This window comes from Martinezella sp. CNPSo 3964 (assembly GCF_057784375.1).
In genome coordinates, this window is record NZ_JBXSOW010000001.1 from 1,321,778 (window position 1) to 1,344,976 (window position 23,199).

A 23,199-nucleotide genomic window follows, 5' to 3' on the forward strand; every position below is an offset into this window, starting at 1 on the left:
TAAGACCAATGCAAATGGTTAACCCACTCTAAAATTTCATGCCAAAGAAAGAGTTAACGCCGCACCCGCAAATGCTAGCTTGCTAATTTGTCCGGCGGCGCGATGCGTCGCTGCGGCAACGGATGCGGCTCGGCGCGAAGGACACGCCCCTTGCGACCGAACTGATGCCTGAGGACCTGATAGAAGAATAGCGGTATGCCCAGCATGTAACGCCGCCAGAGCCTATTCGGCTCAAGTACCAGACGGAACAACCACTCGCTGCGTATCGCGCGCACGAGCCTTGGCGCCCGCGGCACCGTCTCGGAAATGAAATCGAACAAGGCGCCAACGGTCAGGACGAGGCGCGCATGCTGCGGGCCGACATGTTCGGCAACCCATTTTTCCTGCAGCGGCGTGCCCATGCCGACGATCAGCACATCGATCTTCTGGCGGCTGATTTCCGCAGTCACGGCATTGCTCCGCACCGGATCGAAGAAACCGTCCGATACGACGACAAACTGGTGCCACGGCGCATGCTGGCGCAATTTCTCCGCTGCCTTTTCGACGACAGAGCGCTTGCCCCCTAAGAGACCGATCCGCCTCGGCCGCTCCATGAATGTCAGCAGCGCGGGCACGAAATCCGTACCATTCAGATTGGCAGGGAAGGGTTCTCCATGAGCGACGCGCGAGGCGATGTCGAGGCCAACACCATCGGGAAGGACCAGATTGCGCTCAAGGACATTGCGGTAGCTGTCGTCGCGCAGCATGACCAGCATGTTGTGAGCATTGACGAAGGAGATCGAGGTCTGTCCGACCGGCAGGGAAGCAAGCTCGTTGACGAAAGTCAGCGCGTCATCCCAGCCGAGATCGCACACCGGCAGATCGAAGATCATGCGGCGTGACGCGACGACGGCAAAATCGGCTACCTGGTTCAATCCAACACCTCCTGCCCGGCATCGCTGACGCGTATGATGCCGGTACGCACAAAGCTCATGCCCCTCACCGTTCATCGGTGCGGCGACTGGGAGGCATGATCTGGAGGTCTTTATAGCAAGACAAATCCAACTTTCCGTTAGGAAGGAAGATTGGATTTGCTGGAAGTTGTCAGAGATCCGTTAAGCATATCGGGAAACGTAAGATATAACTTACGTTACCATATGAATCGGAATCTTGCGGCAGGAGCGATATTACTCGACCGGCACTTTGTCCTTGGCCGCATCCTGCACGATCTTGACGGGCTTGACCGTTCTCTTGCCCACGCTTTCCCCACCATGGGTTTCTTCCTTGGAAAGGTAGTCAAGCTGTTCGATCAGCACGTCGGCGACATAGTCCCCACCGAGCCGCTCGTTCATCCGTTTCTTGAGATCGCTGCGGAAGGCGGCAACATCGAAATTCTGCGTGTGGGCGATATCGATCGTCTTGTTGCCGACCAACAGCGAAAAGAGTTCGTCTGTCGTCAGCTCCGGCAGAGGTATCTGAAACGTATTCGCCTTGCCCTTTTCCATCATGAAGGAAATGCGCGTCAGGAAATAGCCGGTCACCTGGCCGTTGGCGATGACGGGAACGTTGATGGACTCGCCCTTGACCAGCTCCTGCTGCGCCTTCTTGGCGTCATCAGGACTGATCGCGGGCGCCGTCGCCACTTGCACCGAAAAATAGACCGAGGCCAATGTTACAGCGCAGACCCACAGGCCGGTGATAACGAGCTTGATCATCCGGCCTCACGGACGCGGAATTGCTCCTGCGAATAGGTGCCGTCGGCATCGGCGTTCTGCACGGCATTCTTCAGGATTTCGGCAACGGCGCGCACGGCCTCGAGATGCGCCTCGACGCGGCGGGCATTCAGAACCAACTTCTTCTTCAGGTCATGCAGCTGCTCGATATGGGTAGCGGCGAGATCGGCCGGATCGGTATCGCGAAACAGCATCGACAATTCGTAGAGGCAGCGGCTCTTGTGCGCGTTCGATACCTTGAGATCGAATTCCGGGTCGGTGCCGATCCGGTTGTTCTCATTGTCGATGATCATCTCCAGGCGGCCAAGGACAGACTTGATCCGATAGTCCTGCGACATCATTTCCATGTTTGTTACCTCGCTCATGCTTTCTGGGACGTCAACGAATTCTGGTTGGTGATGCTGGTGTTGCCGTCATTATCGGCATCGGCGGCGGCCAGCGTCTTGCGCTGGAAATCGGTAATCGCGCTGAGCGCCATCTTCTTGTCGTTCTCATCGGTCGCGGAGTTGATGGCGCCGGTATTGCGCATCTTGTCGACCTGTTCCTTGTACATTTTTTCGGCGATGCCCACGCCGCCGTTCTTGGAGATCGTGTCGCCCAGCTGCTCGGCCATCATGCCCTTCCAGATCTCGCCGGCGGAGCCCTTGCCGTAGAGCGTCTCGCTGCTCGGCAACATGTTCTTCACGAAGTTCTGCAGCACCATGGACTCGAACTTGCGATAGGCCTGCGGGACCTTGGTCCCGGCCACATGCGTATTGGCATTGGCGAGGCCCGCCTGTGTAGCGGCGCTGTTCATCGCATCCACCGTCGCGCCGAAACCATTGCCGTTTTCGGCCAGGCTGGTGGCGGCGAAAGCGGCTCGATTGGCGGCAAGCTTGGCCTGTGCGACCTCGACATCGGCGGGATTGGCCGCTTTGACGACATCGAGGACCAGGTCACTCGGAGGCGAAATAGCCACGTCACGTCTCCTTCTGCTCTCGCATATCCCGAAACCGCGCGGTTCAGCGCTGATATTGGGGCATGGCGAATCAAACTGTCAGAGCAGATCGGCAACCCAACGATGCGAATCCTGCTCCATGATCGCGATGATTATTATTTTTGAACCTTGCTGGAGGCTGGCGTTGCGCCGGCGAAGTGCTGATCGATGATATCGTAGACGGCATTGTCGTCCGATTCTCGCAATTCGAGCTCGCGGGCATCCTTCATGTGCTCCTCCAGCCTGTCGGCCTTGGTGCGCTCCTGCTGGACCTTCATCTGAATGAGCGTCTGGATGCTTTCCAGCTGCTGGTCGCGGATCATCAGGCGGCCGTAGCGTTCGGCGTAGTGGATCGAGAATGCCATGTGCACGGGGTCGACTGAGCCGATGGCAACCATGACCCGCTCCATCGCTTCCGTCACTTCCGAGCGCTGCCGGGTCGTATCGGCAAGCTCGTTTTCCGCCATCCGTTCCAGGTGGCGCTGCACCACGACCAGGCGCTTCAGTTTTTCGGACCGGTTTTTCTCCACCATCGCCTACCTACCCGCCGGCTGCTTTCGCCGGCTCTGCCCGAACCGGGCTTCGTCATCTGTCCGCCCGCGGATCCCTTTGTTTCCTCGCATTCCCGACGGAAAACCGCTGCGCACTTTTCCTGGAATTGCCCTAATGCCCATTGAAGACCGTGAGGAACGCACTGGAAAACTGACTGACCAGGGCCGCGATGCTGAGATAGAGCATGAACAACCCTCCCATCAGCAGATACGGCGTGGAAATGAAATAGATCGGGATCTGCGGCGCCAGCTTGTTGATGAAGCCGATCGAAATCTGGAACATCAGGCCGTAAAGCACGAAGGGGCTTGCCAGCCGCAGCATGATGAAGAAGGTCGTCTCCAGCGTATCCGTGATCGAGATCAGCGCGGCGCGCGGTTCGATATGGCCGCCGAAGGGAATGACCGAATAGGAATCGACCAGCGCCTGCAGGACATAATGGTGAAAATCCATAATGAAGAGAATCATCAGCCCGCAAAAGCTGATGAGGCTGGTAAGCGACGTTTCGTTCGATTCCTCGATGATATCGGCACCGCCAGGCGCATTGAAGCCGATCATCATCGATATGACCGTGCCGGTGAATTGCAGGCCCAGCGTATAGATCCTGGCCATCATCCCATACATCAATCCGATGACGGTTTCCGTGAAGATGAGGCCGATATAGGTCGCATCGCCCTTCGATACCTGCGGGTAGATCGTGTTCCAGAGCAACGGCAGGATCGCCATCGTCAGAGCCGCGGAAAGCAGCAGCCTGAATTGCGTGGGAACACGGCCGGAGGAAAATCCCGGGAGGACCATCATGCAGCCGCCGATGCGGCAGAAGGCGACGAACAGCGCCAGAATGGTCCCCTGGGGGTCAGTTATCATGAAATCGAACCTAGAATCTTGATCTCGATCCCCTTGGCCAATTCCACATGCGACAGGACCGGAAGGGTCGCGAACAGGCGTTCGATGATCATGCGCACATAGGAGCGCGTTTCCGGCGACGTGACAAGAACGAAGGGCATGCCCCGGTCCATGTATTCACGGATAACTTTGCCCGCCTGCTCGCTGAACTCTTCGAGGCTGCGCGGATCGATATCGAATTCGACGATTTCGCCCTTCTGGTCGCGCTTGAGTGCCTGGTGGAAGATGAGGTCCCATTTGCTGCCGAGTCGCAGCACGCGCAGCACGCCGTTGTCGGCGAGATCGCCGCAGAGTTGCTGCGCCATGCGTACGCGCACATGCTCGACGATCTGCTCGGTCTTGCGCACATGCGGCGCGAGCTCGGCGACCGCTTCGAGAATGAGATGCAGGTTGCGGATCGAGACGCGCTCGGCGAGCAGCAGCTTCAATACCGCCTGCAGGCCGGAATAGGACATGTGCGACGAGCAGATTTCGTCGGCGAGCTTCTTGTATTCCGGGTCGAGCCGCTCGATCAGGATCTTCACGTCCTTATAGGACAGCAGCGCCGGCAGGTTGTTGCGAATGACTTCGCTCATATGGGTGAGCACGACCGAGACGTTGTCGATCGGCTGGAAGCCCTCGCGCTTCAGATCTTCGGTGAAGGCTTCGAGGACGGAAACAGCCGGCATGCCGAAAGCGGGTTCGCGAATCTCGTCGCCCGGAACCGTCGGCTTGCGGCCGGAGCCGGTAACGACGAGCACTTCGCCGACGCGCAGCATATTGGAAGCGATCGTCGTACCGTGGATGCGGATCTGATACGACTTGTCGGCAATCGCCATGTCGTCGATCACCTTGATTTCCGGCACGACGAAACCGTATTGCGTCGCGAACTTCTTGCGCATCTTGCCGACGCGGAAGGCCAGCTCCTGGTGGGCGCCGAGCAAGCGGGTGGAAACGATCTTGCCGAGGGCCAGCTCGATCTCGGCGGTCTTCAGAACCGACTTGACCGAATCCTTTTCCATTTCCTTCGTCTGCATCACCTTCTGCTCTTCGGCATCGCGGCGAAGCTTGTTCTCGGCTTCGATCTGGCGCGGAATGAACCAGGCGCCGGCGGCCATGAGGGTGCCAAGGAGGAGGAAGGGAAAGAAAGGCATGCCTGGCATGATGGCCAGGATGCCCATGAGGACCGCCGAGACGGCGAGCGCGCGGGGATAGCCACTCAGCTGATTGACGACGGCCTGGTCGGTGGAGCCCGAGGTGCCGCCGCGCGAAACGAGAAGGCCGGCAGCGAGAGAGACGATGAGCGCCGGCATCTGCGAAACCAGACCGTCGCCGACGGAAAGCTTCACGAAAACGTCCGCGGCCTGGCCGATCGGCATGCCGTGACGGAAATAGCCGATGATGATGCCGCCGAAGACATTGATGCAGGTGATCAAAAGGCCTGCAACTGCGTCACCGCGCACGAACTTCGAGGCGCCGTCCATCGCGCCGAAGAAGGAGCTTTCCTCTTCCAATTCGCGGCGGCGGCGCTGCGCCTCCTTCTCATCGATCAGGCCGGCAGAAAGATCGGCGTCGATTGCCATCTGCTTGCCGGGGATGGCGTCCAGGGTGAAACGCGCGCCGACTTCCGCGATACGCGTTGCACCCTTGGTGATGACGATGAAGTTGATGGTGATCAGGATCAGGAAGACGATCAGACCGATGACGAAGTCGCCCGACATGACCAGGCTGGAGAACCCGGCGATGACGCCGCCGGCCGCATCGTGCCCTTCATAACCGTGCGAAAGGATGACGCGGGTCGTGGCGATGTTCAGCGCCAGACGCGTCATCGTGGCGATCAGCAGGATCGTCGGGAAGGACGAGAATTCCAGTGGTTTCTTGATCCAGAGCGCCACCATGAGGATCAGCACGGAGAAGGCGATCGAGAACGCCAGACCAAGGTCGATCAGGAACGGCGGGATCGGCAGGAACAGCACGCACAGGATGACCATGATACCGAGGGCAAACCCGATATCGCGTATGCTGGGATTGGCTTTGGGAAGTGCTATTGCGGGTGGTTGTGCCATCGACCGGTTCCGTCTCTTCATGAGAGGAGGCAAACGGCTGACCCGCCTGCCCTATTGGAACCGACCTCTAAAGGTCGAAGCTTGCGCGAGCATGGCCGTTGCCATCGATGCGCATGATCCGGAGGCCAGAACGACCTTCGGATCTATTTTAGAAACCCGATTGGATGCGGGAGAAAACGAGATTGGTGAAGATCGAAATCTGTGCGCCGACGAACGGCGCCGAGATTCCGATCGTGACCATGACGGCGACGATCTTTGGCACGAAGGTTAATGTGGCCTCCTGCACCTGGGTCAGCGCCTGGATCAAGGCAATGACCAGACCGACGACCATGGCGGCAACGACTGCCGGTCCGGAAGCCACAAGCACTGTCCAGATCGCAGCCTGGAAAATATCCAATGCATCGGCTTCATTCATGGCATGTCCACTCCCGGTTCAGCAGCTCCTCATGAGCTGCTGGTCGAATTCGTGCTCGACGAATCGCTGCTGGTGCTACTATCGCTCGACGTGGTCGGCTGATCAATGGTCGTGCCCGCCGGAGCGATCGTTACGCCGGCCTGGATCAGAATCTTGTCGCCGGCATCGGTCTGGGCAATGATACCGTCCGTGTAGACGGTCACTTCCTTGATCGTTCCCGTCGTCTTGCCGTCGGCGCTCATGATCTGCTTGCCGATATAGTCGGAAGCCTGCGAGATCCACTGGTTCTGCAGCACCGTTTCCAGATGCGCGTTCGTCTGGATCTGCTGCTCGACCTGGGAGAAGCTCGCCAGCTGCGAAATCTGCTGGCTGGCGTCCATCGGTGACGTCGGGTCCTGGTTCTGCATCTGCGCGATGAGAAGCTGCAGGAAGTCGTTATAGTTCAGGCTTGCGCTCGCCGACGCAGCCGCAGCACTTTGCGAGGAGCTGGTGCTGCTGGTGCTGGTGCTGCTGTTGACGGCACTTACCGTTGCCATGGAGCAATCTCCCGACGAATGTGCTCGATCGTCGCGGCAGGCATTTCCTGGTTGTTCAGAATATTGTCCTCAACCGGGTAGAGGCCACGGATCGCCTTCAGCGCATCGAAGGCGCGGCCGGTGGCGACGAGGCCGTCGATGCGCTTCAGCTCGGCCAGCACTTCCTCGTTGTGGAAGCACGACAGCAGCATGACGATCGACTTGCGGAACATCACCGTCGACTGTTCCTTACCTTCCGGATTGATGAGAATCATCTGCGCGATGAAATAGAGCTGACGCAAGGGCGTCGTCGCGTCCTCGGGCTGGAGCACGTGGTTCTCGAGCAGGAATGTCACATCATTCAGGAATTCCAGAGCAACCTTGCGATCGACGCGCAGGACGGCTCCGTTGATAAAGATCTTTTCCCCGGCTTTAAGCGATATGCGAAGCGTACTTTTCATTTAAGTCCATCCCTGATGATGGTGGTGACATCGATGATGCCTTGATAGTTTTCCGACTGGCGCCGCCTGATCCGTTCGCATTCCTTCAATATCCAGATGGCGATCGAAATCAGATTGGCGCGCAGTTCGACGTTCAGCTGGTTCTCCGGGCTTTTGAGGTCCTCGACAAAGCTTACCCATAGGCGTCGCGTATAGAAGAGAGCCTCGATCGCTTCACGGCCGTATTTCCCCGCATCACGGGCCGCAGAGAGAAGAGCTACCGACCGGTCCAGAACTTGTCGTTCTCGTTCCTTGGCGTCGGCCACTGCATCCTGCATGACTTCCGCATATGAGAACTGATACATTCATGCATCCTTCCTGGTCATTACTTCCCTTTGATCATCAAAGGTAATTTACAAGGCTTAACTGTTGGATCTTGGAAACAATCGTGTAAGCCGTTTCGAGCTGTGTTTGGAGACTGTTGACCTTGGTCGATGCCTCATAAGGGTCAACTCCGGTCAAGTCGCCGATACTGGTATTGAGAATGGTCTTCTGAGAGTTCAGCGTCGTATTCGCATCCGACAGCCGTGACTGAGAGAGACCAAGCTGGCTTGCCTGGCTGTTCAATCCGTCGATCGACTGACGCGTATAGCTGATGGCCTGCTGCGTGACGACATTTACCGCGCTTTGATTGAGGCCGGGTGGCGTACCCATCAGTGCGTTGGTCACGCTGGTCGCCAGCGCCAGATACCGCATGCCGGATGAATTCGAGTTCGTCGAGGTTTCGATGACTTCCGAATTATTGATGCGGCTCGTCATGTTCTGATCAGACGCACTCGACCAGCTCGACCAACTGCTATCGGACGTGAACATTGGCGCGACGGTATTGGTGATGAAATCCGTCATCTGGTCCGCGGATATGGTATCTGCGGTTACAGGCGGCGACTGACTTGCCATGTAGGTCGCAAGCTGTGACTGAATGCCCGCGTTCGTTGTCGAGGAATTGTCCGTCATCGGCTGGACGTCGGTATTGGTTCCGGCAAAGAGATACTCGCCATTCACCATCGTATTGGCCGATGCAATGACGCTCGACAGGGTCGATGTCGCGGTCTGCTGCGCCAGGGCGACGCTGCTACCATCGGTGTTGCCGCTCAGCGCCACAAGCTGATCCATCAGGTTCTGCGCCTGTGTGCCCATGCCCGTCAGGGCGGTTTGGGACGTCGTCATACGCTGGTTCGCGATGGAATTGCTGCTGAGAATGGAATCGATGCGCGACACTTCCCGCGTCAAATTCACGTTCAGCGACGTGCTGCTGCCAAGCGCGACCCCGATGTCAGCATAGACACCCGTGGTCGCCTCCGTCGAAGCGCTCGTCATCTCATTCTGCGCCTGACGAATCGTCTGGCGCATGGCGTTCTGAATGGCCGTGCTCGAAATGAAAGAAAGTTTCATGGCTTAGCTCGCAATATCCAATACCGCTTGAAGCATTTCATTGACTGCGTTCAATATCTTCGTTCCAGCCTTGTAGGACTGTTCGATATCCATCATCAGCGTCAGTTCTTCGTCGAGATTGACGCCCGTCGCGTTCGAATAGGCGCTCGAGGAGCGCGAAAGAGCAGCAGAGGTATTTTCCCCTGCGGTCGTTGCCGTGCTGCGCTGACCCTCGAGCCAACCGATGGAGCTCGCTGAATAATCCATGAGCGTGGCACTGGTGTCGGAGCCGGCCGTAGGATCGAACGCCATTTTCGTATTCATGCCAGTGATGTAGGCATCAAGCTGGGTGGAATATCCACTGTCACCGCTGGTATTCTTGGTGTAACCGGTTTCGCCGGTAGTACTATCGTTGTTAATACCACCATCACGCAGCAGTGTTGGATCACCACCTTGGGACGTGATTAATTTCGAATTAACGGTTATCGAACCAGCCAAACCCGTAACCGCGGTGGCATCAGTCGGAACAGTGCCGCCGCTCCAGGTAAACAGACCGGGCAGGGTCGGTTTTGAAGAATCGCTATTCGTTTCAGCGAAGACCGTAACCAGCCCTCGAGCCATTTCATCCAGCTGCTTCTGATAGGTCGGCGCGACATCATCTCGGACCTGGAGCGATGCCTGAAGAGTGCCCTGTGCGGTCGTATTCGCACCCTGGCCCGGGGTCAGCGCAACGCCATCAATGTAAACGCTGTTGCCTGTCGTGTCTGCCGTATAAGTCGTCGTCGGCTGAAACGTCACCGTGCGCGGAATGGTCTCGAACAGGGTCGTCCCGCTCGTGGTGTAAAGCGCCATATCGTTGTTGCCGCGCGTCACGGTTGTCACGCCGACAATCTTCGAAATCTGGTTCAGGATCGAATCGCGCTGATCCATCGCGTCGGCAAGGGCGCTTGATGTCGGGCCAGCCGTGGTCGTTGCCGATTTCACCGCGTCGTTGGCGGTCTGAAACTGCTTCAGCAGGCTGTTCAGCGTATCGACATCGGAGCTGATCTGTTTGTCGGCGGCGGTACGGGCGCTCTGTACTGCCGTCGTGGCATTGTTGAGCGATGTGGCCAGGCTCTGGGCAGCATTGATCGCAGATTGCGCCGCCGTAGCGTTGGACGGCGATCCCGCATAATTCTGCATCGCATCCTGGAATGCCGACAGATAGGTCGCCGGCGCGATCTCGTTGTCGTTGCCGCCAAGCGTGGCCGACTGAAGATTGGTGTAGGCGTTCAACAACAGTTGTTGTGCCGAATCCGACGATGCCGAGCTGAGGTAGGCTTTCTGTAGCGCCGGTTCGCTGCTGCGGGCAATCTGCACCACCTGGGCGCCAGCCATGTTGGTGGTCACCACCGCCTGACGACGCGAATAATTCGTGTTGTTGGCGTTGGCGATATTGTTCGACACGACGCTGCTCTGCGTGCCGGTATTGTTGAATATTGCCTGCGCGTTATTGAGAGCTGTTGTGAGCGACATGACTGACTCGATACCCTATTCGTTTTAGCGCGGCAGATTGGCCGAAGGCGCGCCGGAAGTGTCGGAATAGCCTGTCAGAGCAAGGCCGGCGAAATAGACCAGATTGTCATTGGCAGCGGATGGACGATCACCGGAGCGAACCGCCGTCGCATCGATGCCACCGCCAAAAGCGACGCTGAGGCAAGCTGCCCGCGCATCCGCTTCCGCAAGTGTGGTCTTCAAGCTGCCGAAATTCCTCATCTGGAATCCTCGTTATCCTTCATACGACTGAGAGTAGGTGGCGGGCCTTGCGTGAAGCTGTCTGAGAGGACGAAAAACTAATCATCGCGAAAAGCTTCGCTGAGAGCGCCATCAAGCCGCATGACCGCCGACCGCCGCACGCTGAAATGGTAAGGACTAACGTACCTTTCAGTGCATGACGATCCGGTAGCCGAAAAAGGAACAGGCCCGAGAATCAACTGATTCTCGGGCCTGTTTATGAGTTTGTTATCGGGGATGTGCGACCGGGCGTGTCAGCTCCAGTCGATGCAGTAACCGAGGAAGCGCTTGGAATCGACCGGATCGAAGCCGAGCTTCTTGCGCAGCTTCTTGCGCAGCTTGGAGATATGGCTTTCGACGACGTTCTCTTCGACTTCCTCGTCGAAGATGCCGTAGATGGCGTTGAAGATCTGGGTCTTCGTCACACGGCGACCGCGATTGGCGATCAAATATTCGAGGATGCGGCGCTCGCGGCGCGGCAAGGCAAATACGGAACCGTTGATTTCCGGGTCACGGCCATCTGCGAAGACGCGAATGGGACCGATATCGGTATAGTTGTTGATCGCCTTCAACCGACGGCGGATCGCCGCCGCCCTGGCAAGGATTTCGCGAGGATGTACCGGCTTGCGCACGACATCGTCGACGCCACAATCGAAAAGTGCAAGCGTGGCTTCCAGCGAGGGCTGGTCGCTCACCGCGATGACAGGTGCTGCCGTCCGGTCGCGAATGGCCCTCGGGAGCTCGTGCACCTGCTGGCCCTGCCCGATCAGAAAGGCTTCGACCGCAGCAATATCGCCCTCTGCTGCCGTCGTGACCCATTCTCCGAATTCACGCGGATCAAATCCCGTCGAAGGGATGCCCTCGCGTCCAAACAGTGATGTATATCCGTCCTTAACGAGCTCTCGCTCATCAACCACTACGATCATTCGTCCGCCTCCGAATCAGTGTGGTGTTTCGATGACCTATGGGTACGAATCGGGCGAATCACGAACAACTGTCGGAAATGAGTGACGGAAATTAATAATTGATTAACTTTGTAGGTGCGATTTGCACTAGATATAGTAGGCGGTCGGCGTTTTACACCGATAAAAAAGTTGTTAGCGGGCGTATTGTTAACATGCGCATTTTGGGCAAATCCACGGCAGTCAACCGCTTCAATTGGGTTAGCGCCGGCTAACCGGAAGCGATATGCAACCTAAGGGTGTTTAGTCCCGACAGAACGTCGCCGCATTGGGCGTCCATTTTCCGTAGCCGGTGGCGACCAGATTGGCGATCACACGGCAGACATAGACCTTCTGGGCGGGGTCATTGTTCGGACCAGCATGGTATCTAGCTACCGCCATCGTCCAGGTCTCATGCCTGTCGTGCAGATTGCGGAGAAACTTTGCGGCATACTCGACATTACTACGCGGATCGAACATGGCGGCGACAGATGTAAAGTTTTCGCCGTGGAAATACTGATTGATCTGCATGCAGCCGACATCGATAAGCTTTGCCCCATTCTGCCGTGCTGCAGCGAATATCTGCAGGGCGGCACCCTCCGATGGCGGAAAGATCGGCCGCCCCTCGACATTGAGAGCGTAGGGATAGAGCGACCCCTTGCGTCCCGTCTCCGTCAGACCGACCGAATAAAGGATCCCTTCCGGTATTCCGTATTTCGCTGCGGCGGACTGGATCTCGCGTTCGCAAAGCCCGGCTGCGCCATTGTCAGGCGGCGCCGGATTGCCCGATGCATGCGCTTCAGAGGTAAACCGCCCCAGAGCGAGAACGCTGCACGCCACCAGCAGCGCCGTCCTCAACACCGCGCTCACCCGAACTGCGATTGCCATCGTTTCCATTTGCCTGCTGCCCTGAATAGTTCTGGCCCCTGGAGCGTGCGTCGCCCCCCTGTCCCTGGTTCAACAGGGACTGCTGCTGTGGCTGGTTCGATCCGGAATTGCGGCCGCTATCCGACTGCTGGTCGGCATTGGACGCCATGGAGACGGTGATGTTGTCGACCTGATAGCCCTGCGCGCGCAGCGCATCGACCATGCGGCTTTGATCGGCGTGAAGCTGCCTGTAGGCTTCGCTCGTCTGAACCTTCAGGTCGACGCTCAGCTGGTCTCCGGAGAGCCGCATGGTTGCCGTCACGTCGCCGAGATTGTCGGGGCGCAGCTGGATCTTCAGCGTATTGACGACCTTGCCCGTGCTCGTTAGGTTCGCGGCGTTGGAGAGCGCCGAACCCGGCTGCATCGCCGCCGACCATTCATGGTCGCCCGCCAGGGTTCCAGCAACGAGCGCCGAGTTGGAATTGGCGGCGAGCCCGAGATAACGGCGCGAATCCAGCACGGTAACCGCTACCGCATCGCCGCCCGCGGCGGCACCGACTTGGACATCGGCAACGTCATCGCCGCCTTTGCTGATCGACAAGTCGAGCGCGCCGCCGCGACCGTCTGCCCGCGTCAGGCGGAAAGTCTGCGATACATCCGTCCCCTTGCCATCATCCGGCAACGTCAAGGCGGTGTCCGAAGCATCGCCCGCAAGTATCGCTTTGCCTGATGGCAATGACTGGACCTTGGCATCGTCTGCCGTCTTGCCCGCTTGCGCCGTACCGACCTGACTCGTGCTAACCTGCGTCGCAACGATGGGCTGCGCAACATTCAGCAGCGACAGGGCATCGGAAATCGTATTGGCCGGTTGGCTGCCTTGTGTCGATGCAGACTTACCATCATCCGTGGACTGGACATTCTTTCCATCCTTCACGGCAGGCGTTTTACCGTCACCCTTGACTGGCGCCGTCTGACCATCCGTGGTCGCAACCTCGCTCAATTGCTGCGCGATCTCGGCCAACTGGTCGAGCGCCGTCGGCTGCACCTGCACCTTGCCGGCGTCGGGCGTCGGCATGGTCGGATCGGCAGCGGCGGCCGGCTGATCGCCTTCAACGGGGAGTGCATCACCTTCGGCAGCGCTCGAGGCTGCTTTCTGCAGCTCTATAAGCGATTTCGAGAGCGATGCGGTGCCGGCAGTCTGAGAGGCTTTCGCGCCCTTGGCGAGGCCAGCGGGGTTGGCGAGATTGGCTCCGGAGGTATCAATCATTCCAACTCCGGCATTGGCGCTTTCATCGATGGTGAGGGTTATCGACGCGAGATTGCTCGCTGGCGCTTTCACCGTGCCCGTGCCGTCATCCGCATTGTCACCGGATGTCGTGTTCGCATTCGTCGGCACGTCGGTCCCGGTATTCGAACCGGCGGATTTGCGACCGTTGCCGAGCGAACTGGTCAGCGCATCGATAAAGCCCTTGCCATCATCCTGCTTTGTCGAGCGGGCACCTTTGGCAACAGCAAGAATATCCGCCCCTGATGAGGCGCCAGACACACCGATGTCGTTCATATCAATGACTTTCCTGCTTCAACAGGCCGTCGATGGCATCCAGCTTCGAGCGGCTCGTCGTGACGAATGCGTTGAACGAAGAGTCGGCCTCCTGCCGCCCTCCCTTCGGGGCGGGAGCCGCGTTTGCCGAGGCTCCCTGCTCAACACCCGCCGTGCCGGGAGATTGGCCTCCCGCTTGATTCGTCACAGCAGCATCGTGTTCAGTCTTCTGTTGGTTGGGCAGGTTAGGAACATTGCCTTGCCCGAGGCTTGCAGCGTCGGGCGTGCGCAATATCTCTTGCGCCACCGCCTTTGCGGCGTCGCGCAGAGCCCGGTCGCGCGCATTCAGTTCGCCCGCCGGCATCTGGTTCACATCGTTGATAGCCGACTTCAATTCAGGCGTGGATATGCCCGCCACGCCGCCATAGAAGTTCGCCAGCGCGCCAAAGGCATCGCTGCCGTCATTGGAGATCGCCTGGGCACGATTGGCCGCAAGCGCGGCAAGATCGGCCTTGCCGGCGATTGCGGCACGGCGCGCCATGCGCAGATAGATCTCCCGCTGTCTCGGCGGGTCCATGAAAGACAGGATATCGACGATGTCCTGTTGCTTGACGTCGGAATCATGATCCACCACCAGCTGCACGAAAAGATCGGCAAACTGGCTTGCGTAGGGCGAATGCAGGAAACGCCGCGTATAACGCCGCGCATAATCGAGCCCTTGCGGCACCATGCCCGCATCGGCGCATAGAGCCAGGGAGCGACGCAGCGCCGATTCCTCGACGATCGTGCCGGGCGCCATCAGCCGCGCCCAGTCGTAAAGCGGCAGGGCTGCCTTGGCGTTCTTGCCCGACATGACGTTGCCGGCAACCAGCGAAAGATAGGGGCCGATCGGCTTGTCGCGATATTCCTTGGAGATATCGACAAGCGTGTTGACGACGAGCAGACCCTTGCCGTTCAGATATTTCCTGAGAACATCCGCAACGCGATTGTCGAAATTGCCGTTGACGTCGCGCGACATCAGATATTCGAGCGTTTCGGGATTGCCGCCGCTCATGGCGTAGATCAGGGCCGCATCAACATTGCGGTTGTCCTCGAAGACAGATTTATCCGCGTTGCGCAGGCGTTCGTCTATGGTGGCGAGCAGAAAGCGCTGCATTTCTCCGGCGGAACTATCGCCCGCAACAACGGAATCCTGGACGAATTCGAGCGAGCGCAGCATCTTGTAGAGCGGCAGGCTGTCCTGCCCCTCGGCGCTTGCAATCCCCGGCATCAACATGCCGAGGGTGAGCGTTAGCGCAAGGTGATGACGATGCTGTTTGCGCGCCATGAACTATCCCTGCTTGCCTTGGCTAGACTTGCCCTTGCCTGAAGCAGGCTTCGCGGGAGCTTGCGTTCCTGAAGCCGCAGGGTCCGTCGCCGCCTGGTTCGAGGGACTAGCGATCAGGATCTCGATACGGCGGTTAGCATCGTTGAATGGATCGTTCGGCAACTTCAGACGCCGGTCCGCAAAGCCGGAAACTTGAACGATCCGCTTCTCGTCCAGGCCACCGCTCGTCAGCATGTAATAGGCACTTTGGGCGCGATCGAGCGACAGGCGCCAGTTGTCATTGCGGCCGCCGACCATATAGGGACGTCCGTCGGTGTGGCCACGGATCAGGATCGATCCCCTCTGGTCCGCCAGGATCTTGCCGATCTTTTCCATCGCCAGCACCATCTCGCGCCGGGGAACCGCCGAACCGATGTTGAACATCGGGTCATTGGTCTGGTCGGAGATGGTGACGAGCACGCCGCCTTCCGCCGCGCTGACCTGCAGCCCTTCGGCCAGCTGACCGGCAACCCCCTTGATCTCGGCCTGGATTGCCTGCTGCAGATCCTTGGCCTCCTGCTGCTGTGCCTTTGTCGGCTGAATATCCTTGCCCGCAGACAGAGCGGCATTGTCCTCAGGCGCGGAGGCATCGCTCTGCGCCGTGGCCTTGGCAATCTGCTGAGCCTGCGTCTGCTTGTCCTGCTGTTTGCCGGTCGTCTGCTGCTCGCTTACCGTCGGCTGCTGTTCGGGCGTTTGCGGCTGATCCGCGGATTGGCCGACATCGGCCGCCGTTGCCTTCGACAAGGCGATGACTTCGCCCTTGGGCGATTGATCCGACTTGGCAGACTGTTCCTCGTTCGCCTTCTTCGAGGCACTGGAAACCTGCACCTGCTTGGTCCAGAAATCCGGATCGAATGGATCGCGATAGGCCTGACCACCATCCGCACCGGTCGCCGGACCTGATTGGGCGGCTCCACCCTCGCCCTTGGCGCTGACATTGGCCTGCTGGCCGACTTCCTGTGCAATCTCGGCCAGGACCGAATAAGGATTCTCGAAGAAATCCGCTTCGGAATAGTTCGTCTGATCGCCTGATGTGGAGGTCAGATCCTCACCAGTCTTGGCCGATTTGCCGTCATTCGGCTTTTCCTGCGGCTTGTCGGACTTCTGCTGATTCTTTTCGCCTTGAGCCTGATCGACAGGCTTCTTGAGGCCCTTTTCCGTCGGCTTCTCGTCGGCGAGCTTGATAGGGTTGAAATAGGAAGCGACCGAGGCCTTCGTCTCTTCGTTGGCGGCGTTCACCAGCCACATGACAAGGAAGAAGGCCATCATGGCCGTCATGAAATCGGCATAAGCGATTTTCCACGCGCCGCCATGGCCGCCTTCGTGATCGCCGCCGCCGTGGCGCTTGACGATGATGATCTCGTGCTTGCCGTGATTTTGATCGCCGTCGCTCATTTCAGGATCTCTTTCAAGCTAGCGGCCCAGGCGGACATACGGGTCACGAGAACGCTCTCGCCGATCGTGACGGTGAGATCGACATCGTCAGCGTCGACATGGCGCAACAGCGCGCCGTCATCGCCGAGGTGGCTGTAGAGAACCTCGAAGAGATGGTGCGGACCGCTGACCGAGATCGGCCCGACGCTACCATCGAGGATCGCAGCCCTGACCAGCTCGGCAAGATCGGCGACGGCCTTGACCGTCAGGGTCTCGGTCATGATTGGCGCAAGAATGGCGGCAGCTTCCGTGCTGATTGCCTGCCCGAGCATCGTGGCAATGCGTGTCATGTCCGCAGCGATCTTTTCCGCCGCCTGCTCTTCGTAGCGTATCCGCAGCGCATCCATTTCGGCGCGAAACGACCGGGCCATGCCATCGATCTCGGCCTGGTGCCTTTGCGTCAGTTCCCTGGTCGCAGCCTCATGCCCCTCCGCATAGGCGACGCGGCGCTCGGCCTCGATATCGACGGGCGGCTCCATCGGGCTTTCGGCAAATTCGACCGGTTCCGCAAAGGCCATATCCTCGACATGGGGCGGCGGAACCTGTTCGGCGCTGAAATCCTTGAGATATCGAGACAGTGTCAAGCTCACGCGCGCATCTCCCCATTCGCGTCGCAGAGACGCTGCAAGTCGATGCCGACAGCCGGCCGATCCATTCCCATTCTCAAAACGTCGATCATCACGCTTCCGGTTTCCGTCCTCAGGCAGCACCCTCCGGGACCAACGTCACCGACACATGGCGCAGCCAAGCCACTGCGAAGGACCGTAGGCAGTCAAACTTGTGCGAGGATGAATGCGATGCGGTATTGCCGATCGGACGCCGCCGCCCGGCAATCATTTCGCCTGTAGGATAATCAACACCTTGCTCGCCATGCTATTGGCGATCGACAATGCCTGCACACCCATCTGCTGCGCCGTCTGCAAGGCACTCTGCCGCGCAGAAGCCTCTTCCATATTCGTGTCGACGAGATCGCCGACGCTGCTCTTGATGGCATCGCTGAGCTTGGAAATATAATCCGACTGGGCGTCGATATTCGACTTCATCAGACCCAATGTCGAATCCGCCGATGTTGCCGATTTCAGAAGCGAGTTGGTGACATTGATCATATCGGTCAGTTCGGCATCGGTCGTGCTGCTCGATAACGCGATCTCGGTTCCGTCCGTCGGCGTCGTGCCGCCGGTGGCGGAGAGAAGGTAATAGTTGCGAGCCGTGCTGCTGCCGCTGCTCGAAGTATCGAATGTGCTTGCATCGACATTCTTCGTCAACAAACCGCGCTCGGGTTTGACAGTATCGACCATCAAGGTCTGAGAACTGTCATAGCTGATCGTCGTGAAGCTAATCTGGCCGCTCGTTCCACGCGTGAAGTTGCTGATTACCGACTGCTGCGTCGAGGGCTGCTGCTCCGTATTATAAAGCCAGTTCTCGCCGGAAAAGGATGCCGACTGCGTGACGGATTGCAGCTGATTCTTGAGCTGTTGAATGTCCGAATTGATAGCAGTCTTGTCGGTGCCTGACTCCTTTGCCGAAACCAGCTTGGACTGGATCTGGGTCAGCAGGCCGACGACCGTATCCATGGCGGTGGATGCGGTATCGACCTTGGAGGCGCCGAGGCCCAACGCATCCGTAATCGTGGAAAGGCTGCTCTGGTCCGAGCGCATGGTGGTCGCCATCGACCAATAGGTGGGATCGTCGCTCGCCGTCTGGATGCGGTAGCCGGACGAGACCTGCTGCTGCACGACATTGAGATCTTTGTTGATACCGCGCAACACGGTCAAAGCCGCCGACGTGCTGGGATTCGTCGTCACATTGCTCATCTGAAAATCCGTAGTTCCATTGGGACTGGCAAGCCGGACCGATCCGGCAGCAACGATTGGCCTCATGCCCACCAGCGGGAGATATCCCAGCGCGGCCCGTCGCTAAAGCGCGATCCGGCAATCGCTTGGAAGGAGAACGGCGGCCGGATCTGCGCAGAGACTGCAAATCAATTAGCGGCAACGTTAACAAAAGCTTATACGCGGCGACAAGAGGGAAATGCCGCCGCGCCATTTCAACGCAAGCTCCAGTCAAGGCTCACTTGAAGAGAGCAAGAACATTCTGCGCGCTGGTGTTGGCAATCTGCAGCGACTGGATAGCCAGCTGCTGCTGGGTCTGTAGCGCCGAAAGCCTGCTCGACTCCTCTTCCATATCCGCGTCGACGAGCTTGCCGACACCGGAATCGATCGTGTCGCGCAGGGTGGAGACGAAGCTTGTCTGCAGATCGATGCGGGTCGAGAGAGAGCCGAGCTGCGAAGCCGTGCTGTTCATGGCGTTGAGGGCGCCCTGCACCAGGTTCATCGCCGAACCGATATCGCCGCTTGTCATGTTGGTGATGTCGAGGCTGAAGACGGAATAGTCGTTGCCGCTGATGGTCTGCGTGCTGCCGAGAATGCCCGAGCTCGTATCGATCGTCCCGCTGCTGTTCGCGCCGAACAGGACGTTGCCCTGCGAGCTGGTATCGAAGGCGTAGCTGGTGCTGTTGACGGAAACCGTACCGTCATTGTTGCGCACGAAGGAGGAGACGACGGAGGCCGAGGCACCACTGGCGGCATACATCCAGTTCTGTCCGGAGAAGGAAGCGGATTGCGCAATGCTTTCCAGCTGCTGTTGCAGCTGCGTAACCTCTTCCTGGACATCAGCCTTCGACACGCTGTTTTCGGTTGCCGCGACGAGCTTGTCCTTGATCTGCTGAACGACGGTGATGGCGTTGTCCATCGCCGTATAGGCCGTATCGACCTTGGCGGCGCCCAGGCCCAAAGCGTCCGAAACGGCTGAAAGCGCGCTATTGTCGGATCGCATGGTTGTCGCGATGGACCAATAGGCGGCGTTGTCAGCTGCCTTGGCCACCTTGTAGCCCGAGGAAACGCGGCTCTGCGTATCCTGCAGGTTCGTGTTGATGCTGCGCAGGGTCTGGAGGGCGGACATCGCCGCGTCGTTGGTGAGGATGCTGGTCATCGAAAAGTGCCCCTTATGGCTGAATTTGGAAGGGACATTCCGGTCTGCGGCCGGGAACGGCAATCAGCCTCATGCTTGTTAACCGCCTCTTAGGAGAGGTTAACCAACCGTTGCGCTAGCTGCAACTGACAGGAATACGGTTAATAAAAGGTTAATCCCGGCCACAAAAGTTAACGGAATCATCCTTTCCGTAAAAAGGCCATTGGGCAACATGCCATCGCCTACGCTACCTTTCATTGAACCCGAAAGAGACCTATCCGCCCAGCGTGCGCCGATATGCCACTTCCGCCCGGATCTCATCGTTTGACGCGCAGCAAGAGACCACAAGTCAGCCTCGCGCCACCTTCGGCGTCGTAGATAGCCGCTATCCGTCCCATGTCGGACGAAGACGGCCGTCATTTCCAGCGGCGTTCCGGCGATGATGTCGGCACCGGCGGCCATATGCGAGGTTGAGATGTTCAGTTTGCAGGACGCCGGACGGGCGGCGGTTGATCGCCAGGAGCGAACAAGCCTCGACCCAGACGACTGGCAGGCTCTGCGCAGGCAGGGTCACCAGATGCTCGACGACATGTTCGATCATCTCCAGACGCTCGGAACAAAGCCGGTCTGGCAACATGCCCCCTCCTCCGCTCGCGCCTTGTTCGACGCACCGTTGCCAATCGAAGCCAGCGATCTGGCCGAAGTCCACGCCATCTTTCGGGAAAAAGTCCTCCCCTATGGCAGTGGCAACATCCATCCCGGCTTCATGGGCTGGGTCCAGGGCGGCGGCACCGTTACCGGCATGCTGGCCGAAATGCTCGCCGGCGGGCTGAATGCCAATCTCGGCGGACGCGATCATATGCCGATCGAAGTCGAGCGCCAGATCATTCGCTGGACGCGTGAGATCTTCTCCTTTCCGGAAACGGCGGGCGGCATCTTCCTTACCGGCGCATCGCAAGCCAATTTCGTCGCGGTGCAGATCGCCAGATGCCGCAAGCTCGGCCGCGATGTGCGCGCAACCGGTCTGTCCGACGAGTCCCGGCTCGTGGCGTATGCCTCGAACGAGGTTCATGGCTGTGTTCCCCGCGCTTTCGAAATGTCCGGCATCGGCAGCGATCAGCTGCGGCGCATTGCCGTCAATAACCTTGGCCAGATCGATATCGATGCGCTGGAACAGGCGATCCTTCGCGACAGGCGGGAAGGCCTTGTGCCGTTCCTCATCATCGGCAGTGCCGGAACGGTCAATACCGGCGCCGTCGACGATCTCGCCGCCTTGCGGCATATCGCCGACAGCTACGATCTTCATTTTCACATCGACGGCGCGCTGGGTGCTCTCGGCGTATTGAGCCCTGACCTCGCACATCTGTTCGCCGGTATCGACAGCTGCGATTCGCTCGCATTCGATTTCCACAAATGGGGCCAGGTTCCCTACGATGCCGGCTTCCTGCTCGTGCGGGACAGCGAATGGCAGCGGCAGACCTTTGCTTCGGACGCCGCCTATCTCAGCCGCGCGGCCAGCGGACTTGCAGGCGGAGACTGGTGGCCCTGCGATTACGGTCCGGATCTGTCGCGCGGCTTCAGGGCGCTGAAGACCTGGTTCACGCTGAAAACCTACGGCGCCAAGGCTCTGGGAGACGCAATGAGCGCCAACTGCAGGCTGGCTCGCAGGCTGGCCGAACGCATCGACCGGGAACCTCAGCTGAAATTGCTTGCACCGGTTGCACTCAATATCGTCTGCTTTGCCTATGTCGGCGCAGACGGAGCGATACCTGCCTCCATCAATTCCCATATCGTCGAGCGGCTGCATGCCGAAGGCCGCGTCGCTCCATCCCTGACCCATCTGAATGGGCAGCCGGCAATCCGCGCCGCGATCGTGAACCATCGCACGCGACAGGCGGATGTCGACCAGCTCGTTCATAGCGTTTTGACGATCGGCTCCCGACAGGATCTCCCCCAATGCTGATGACCAAAGCCCCAACCATCGATCCAGCGCTCTCCAACACACCGGACGCTTCCCGAATTCTCGGCATGCAGAGAATCGTCTCGCTCGTCTATGCCGGCCGCGACGTGACGCCGCTATGGAACGAGCTCATGCAGCGGGTGACAGCCGATTCGACCGATGCGGCCGCACTCATGGACCTGGCGATCATCCTGCAAACGCTTGGCCGTTCCGAAGAGGCACGCCAGATCCTGAAGAACGCCGTGCAACTGCGGCGTGACTTCCGCGTGGTCCACGGCAACGGAAGCGGACCGCGCCTTTTGGCCTTCGTCACCGAAGGCGATTTCATGGCCAATACGCCGCTGGATTTTCTATTGGCGGGCAGCGATTGCGTGCTGTGGCTGCGCTATGTCGACCTGCAGACCTCCGCGCTCTTCGGCTTGCCGGATCATGACGTCGCCTTCATGGCGATCGGAGAATCGACCGAGAACACCCCGCTGCTCGCCCATATGCAGGGGCTGCTTGCCAGGTTCGATGGTCTGGTGATGAACCGCAATCCGGAAATGATCGCGAGATTGACGCGCGACGGGGTGAGCGGAATGCTGGCAAACGAGCCGTCGATCCTCTCGCCCATCACCCATCGCGTATCGCGCGAGGATCTCGCAGCCGTCGGCGCGGGCGCCAAACAGCTGAAAGACTGCGCCCCTGGCCTGGCCTTCCCGCTGGTCGTGCGCCCGATCAGCACACATGCCGGCAACGGAATGGAACGCATCTCCGACCCAGCGGAGCTGGCGGCCTTTCTCGCGACGCAGCCGGCGCCCGAGCTTTATGTGGCACCCTTCATCGATTTCCGTGGAGCCGACGGCTACTACAACAAGCAGCGTGTCGTATTCATCGACGGCAAGGCCTTTGCCAGCCACATGGCGCTCTCGGACCACTGGATCGTGCACTATCTCAGTGCCGGCATGGGCCAGAGCGCGGCTAAACGAGCGGTCGAGCAAGCGTGGATGGAGGATTTCGATCGCGATTTCGCCGTTCGCCACGAAGAGAGCTTTGCCGCGCTCTGCCGTTGTATCAAACTCGACTATTTCGGCATCGACTGCGCGGAGCTTCCTGACGGTCGTTTGCTGGTATTCGAGCTCGATGTTGCGATGGTGGTCCACAACATGGATGACCCCATAGTCTATCCCTATAAGCAGGTCGCCATGCGCAAGCTGTTCGATGGCTTCGTCGATGCGATCAGGCGAAAGGCGGACGGCGCGCTTTAGGCGCACGGCTGGATTACGGCGTTGCGCCAAAACGAAAACCGCGCCCTCCGAGGAAGGCGCGGCGATATTGTTTTCCTGTGTAAGTCGACCAACGCGTGGCGTCGGCGCTTCT

24 protein-coding genes are annotated in these 23,199 nt (G+C 59.0%); 2 read left to right on the forward strand and 22 right to left on the reverse strand.

All coding sequences use genetic code 11. The features are described 5' to 3' along the window. Positions 1-74 precede the first annotated feature (74 nt). The 22 genes from AC13Q5_RS06465 to AC13Q5_RS06570 all read right to left on the reverse strand — a co-directional run bounded on the left by AC13Q5_RS06465 (position 75) and on the right by AC13Q5_RS06570 (position 19,901). Positions 75-914 carry a WecB/TagA/CpsF family glycosyltransferase gene (locus AC13Q5_RS06465; protein WP_488501136.1) on the reverse strand — a complete coding sequence of 280 codons (840 nt, stop codon included), beginning with the start codon at positions 912-914 and terminating at the stop codon, positions 75-77. Positions 915-1,166: 252 nt separating this feature from the next. Continuing rightward, positions 1,167-1,694 carry a hypothetical protein gene (locus AC13Q5_RS06470; RefSeq protein ID WP_075855143.1) on the reverse strand — a complete coding sequence of 176 codons (528 nt, stop codon included), beginning with the start codon at positions 1,692-1,694 and terminating at the stop codon, positions 1,167-1,169. Beyond that, positions 1,691-2,059, reverse strand: a complete 369-nt coding sequence (locus tag AC13Q5_RS06475; protein WP_075855144.1) for a hypothetical protein — start codon at positions 2,057-2,059, stop codon at positions 1,691-1,693. The genes AC13Q5_RS06470 and AC13Q5_RS06475 overlap by 4 nt, the downstream gene beginning before the upstream one ends. A 14-nt stretch (positions 2,060-2,073) precedes the next feature. Next, entirely contained in the window at positions 2,074-2,670 is a 597-nt protein-coding gene (locus tag AC13Q5_RS06480; protein ID WP_075855145.1) for a rod-binding protein, read from the reverse strand. 134 nt (positions 2,671-2,804) lie between these two features. Beyond that, positions 2,805-3,221: a hypothetical protein gene (locus AC13Q5_RS06485; RefSeq protein WP_488501137.1), complete on the reverse strand. Its 417-nt coding sequence runs from the start codon at positions 3,219-3,221 to the stop codon at positions 2,805-2,807. A 130-nt stretch (positions 3,222-3,351) separates the two neighbouring features. Beyond that, complete coding sequence (fliR, locus tag AC13Q5_RS06490) at positions 3,352-4,104, reverse strand: flagellar biosynthetic protein FliR (RefSeq protein ID WP_075855149.1); 753 nt, start codon at positions 4,102-4,104, stop codon at positions 3,352-3,354. Next, positions 4,101-6,188 carry a flagellar biosynthesis protein FlhA gene (gene flhA, locus AC13Q5_RS06495; protein ID WP_075855151.1) on the reverse strand — a complete coding sequence of 696 codons (2,088 nt, stop codon included), beginning with the start codon at positions 6,186-6,188 and terminating at the stop codon, positions 4,101-4,103. The genes fliR and flhA overlap by 4 nt, the downstream gene beginning before the upstream one ends. A gap of 148 nt (positions 6,189-6,336) precedes the next feature. Beyond that, entirely contained in the window at positions 6,337-6,603 is a 267-nt protein-coding gene (gene fliQ / locus AC13Q5_RS06500; protein ID WP_075855152.1) for a flagellar biosynthesis protein FliQ, read from the reverse strand. Positions 6,604-6,632: 29 nt separating this feature from the next. Next, positions 6,633-7,139, reverse strand: coding sequence for a flagellar hook assembly protein FlgD (flgD, locus tag AC13Q5_RS06505; RefSeq protein WP_075855154.1), 507 nt, complete (start codon positions 7,137-7,139; stop codon positions 6,633-6,635). Further along, positions 7,127-7,579 (reverse strand): flagellar biosynthesis repressor FlbT, encoded by a 453-nt coding sequence (gene flbT, locus AC13Q5_RS06510; RefSeq protein WP_075855156.1) that lies wholly within the window; start codon positions 7,577-7,579, stop codon positions 7,127-7,129. The genes flgD and flbT overlap by 13 nt, the downstream gene beginning before the upstream one ends. Then, on the reverse strand, positions 7,576-7,923 hold the full coding sequence (gene flaF, locus AC13Q5_RS06515; protein WP_075855158.1) for a flagellar biosynthesis regulator FlaF: 348 nt from the start codon (positions 7,921-7,923) through the stop codon (positions 7,576-7,578). The genes flbT and flaF overlap by 4 nt, the downstream gene beginning before the upstream one ends. Positions 7,924-7,960: 37 nt before the next feature. Then, a complete protein-coding gene (locus tag AC13Q5_RS06520) occupies positions 7,961-9,010 on the reverse strand; it encodes a flagellar hook-associated family protein (RefSeq protein ID WP_488501138.1) in 1,050 nt (349 codons plus the stop codon). 3 nt (positions 9,011-9,013) lie between these two features. Then, positions 9,014-10,504, reverse strand: coding sequence for a flagellar hook-associated protein FlgK (gene flgK / locus AC13Q5_RS06525; RefSeq protein ID WP_075855161.1), 1,491 nt, complete (start codon positions 10,502-10,504; stop codon positions 9,014-9,016). Between the two features lie 24 nt (positions 10,505-10,528). Continuing rightward, positions 10,529-10,726 (reverse strand): hypothetical protein, encoded by a 198-nt coding sequence (locus tag AC13Q5_RS06530; RefSeq protein WP_488501139.1) that lies wholly within the window; start codon positions 10,724-10,726, stop codon positions 10,529-10,531. 290 nt (positions 10,727-11,016) lie between these two features. Beyond that, entirely contained in the window at positions 11,017-11,688 is a 672-nt protein-coding gene (gene rem, locus AC13Q5_RS06535; RefSeq protein WP_075855164.1) for a transcriptional activator Rem, read from the reverse strand. A gap of 279 nt (positions 11,689-11,967) precedes the next feature. Then, positions 11,968-12,591 carry a lytic transglycosylase domain-containing protein gene (locus AC13Q5_RS06540; RefSeq protein WP_425298701.1) on the reverse strand — a complete coding sequence of 208 codons (624 nt, stop codon included), beginning with the start codon at positions 12,589-12,591 and terminating at the stop codon, positions 11,968-11,970. Next, a complete protein-coding gene (fliK, locus tag AC13Q5_RS06545) occupies positions 12,503-14,131 on the reverse strand; it encodes a flagellar hook-length control protein FliK (protein WP_488501140.1) in 1,629 nt (542 codons plus the stop codon). Before fliK ends, AC13Q5_RS06540 begins: the two co-directional genes overlap by 89 nt. Position 14,132: 1 nt before the next feature. After that, entirely contained in the window at positions 14,133-15,437 is a 1,305-nt protein-coding gene (motC, locus tag AC13Q5_RS06550; RefSeq protein WP_075855170.1) for a chemotaxis protein MotC, read from the reverse strand. 3 nt (positions 15,438-15,440) lie between these two features. Then, positions 15,441-16,871, reverse strand: a complete 1,431-nt coding sequence (locus tag AC13Q5_RS06555; protein WP_457878290.1) for a MotB family protein — start codon at positions 16,869-16,871, stop codon at positions 15,441-15,443. Continuing rightward, positions 16,868-17,500 carry a hypothetical protein gene (locus tag AC13Q5_RS06560; RefSeq protein WP_488501141.1) on the reverse strand — a complete coding sequence of 211 codons (633 nt, stop codon included), beginning with the start codon at positions 17,498-17,500 and terminating at the stop codon, positions 16,868-16,870. The genes AC13Q5_RS06555 and AC13Q5_RS06560 overlap by 4 nt, the downstream gene beginning before the upstream one ends. A 243-nt stretch (positions 17,501-17,743) precedes the next feature. Next, complete coding sequence (locus AC13Q5_RS06565; protein WP_075855176.1) at positions 17,744-18,724, reverse strand: flagellin N-terminal helical domain-containing protein; 981 nt, start codon at positions 18,722-18,724, stop codon at positions 17,744-17,746. Positions 18,725-18,980: 256 nt separating this feature from the next. Further along, complete coding sequence (locus AC13Q5_RS06570) at positions 18,981-19,901, reverse strand: flagellin N-terminal helical domain-containing protein (RefSeq protein WP_488501142.1); 921 nt, start codon at positions 19,899-19,901, stop codon at positions 18,981-18,983. A 454-nt stretch (positions 19,902-20,355) separates the two neighbouring features. Here AC13Q5_RS06570 and AC13Q5_RS06575 point away from each other — a divergent pair, with 454 nt between their 5' ends. Beyond that, complete coding sequence (locus AC13Q5_RS06575) at positions 20,356-21,843, forward strand: pyridoxal phosphate-dependent decarboxylase family protein (protein ID WP_488501143.1); 1,488 nt, start codon at positions 20,356-20,358, stop codon at positions 21,841-21,843. Next, a complete protein-coding gene (locus tag AC13Q5_RS06580; RefSeq protein WP_488501144.1) occupies positions 21,837-23,087 on the forward strand; it encodes a tetratricopeptide repeat-containing protein in 1,251 nt (416 codons plus the stop codon). The genes AC13Q5_RS06575 and AC13Q5_RS06580 overlap by 7 nt, the downstream gene beginning before the upstream one ends. Positions 23,088-23,199 lie beyond the last annotated feature (112 nt).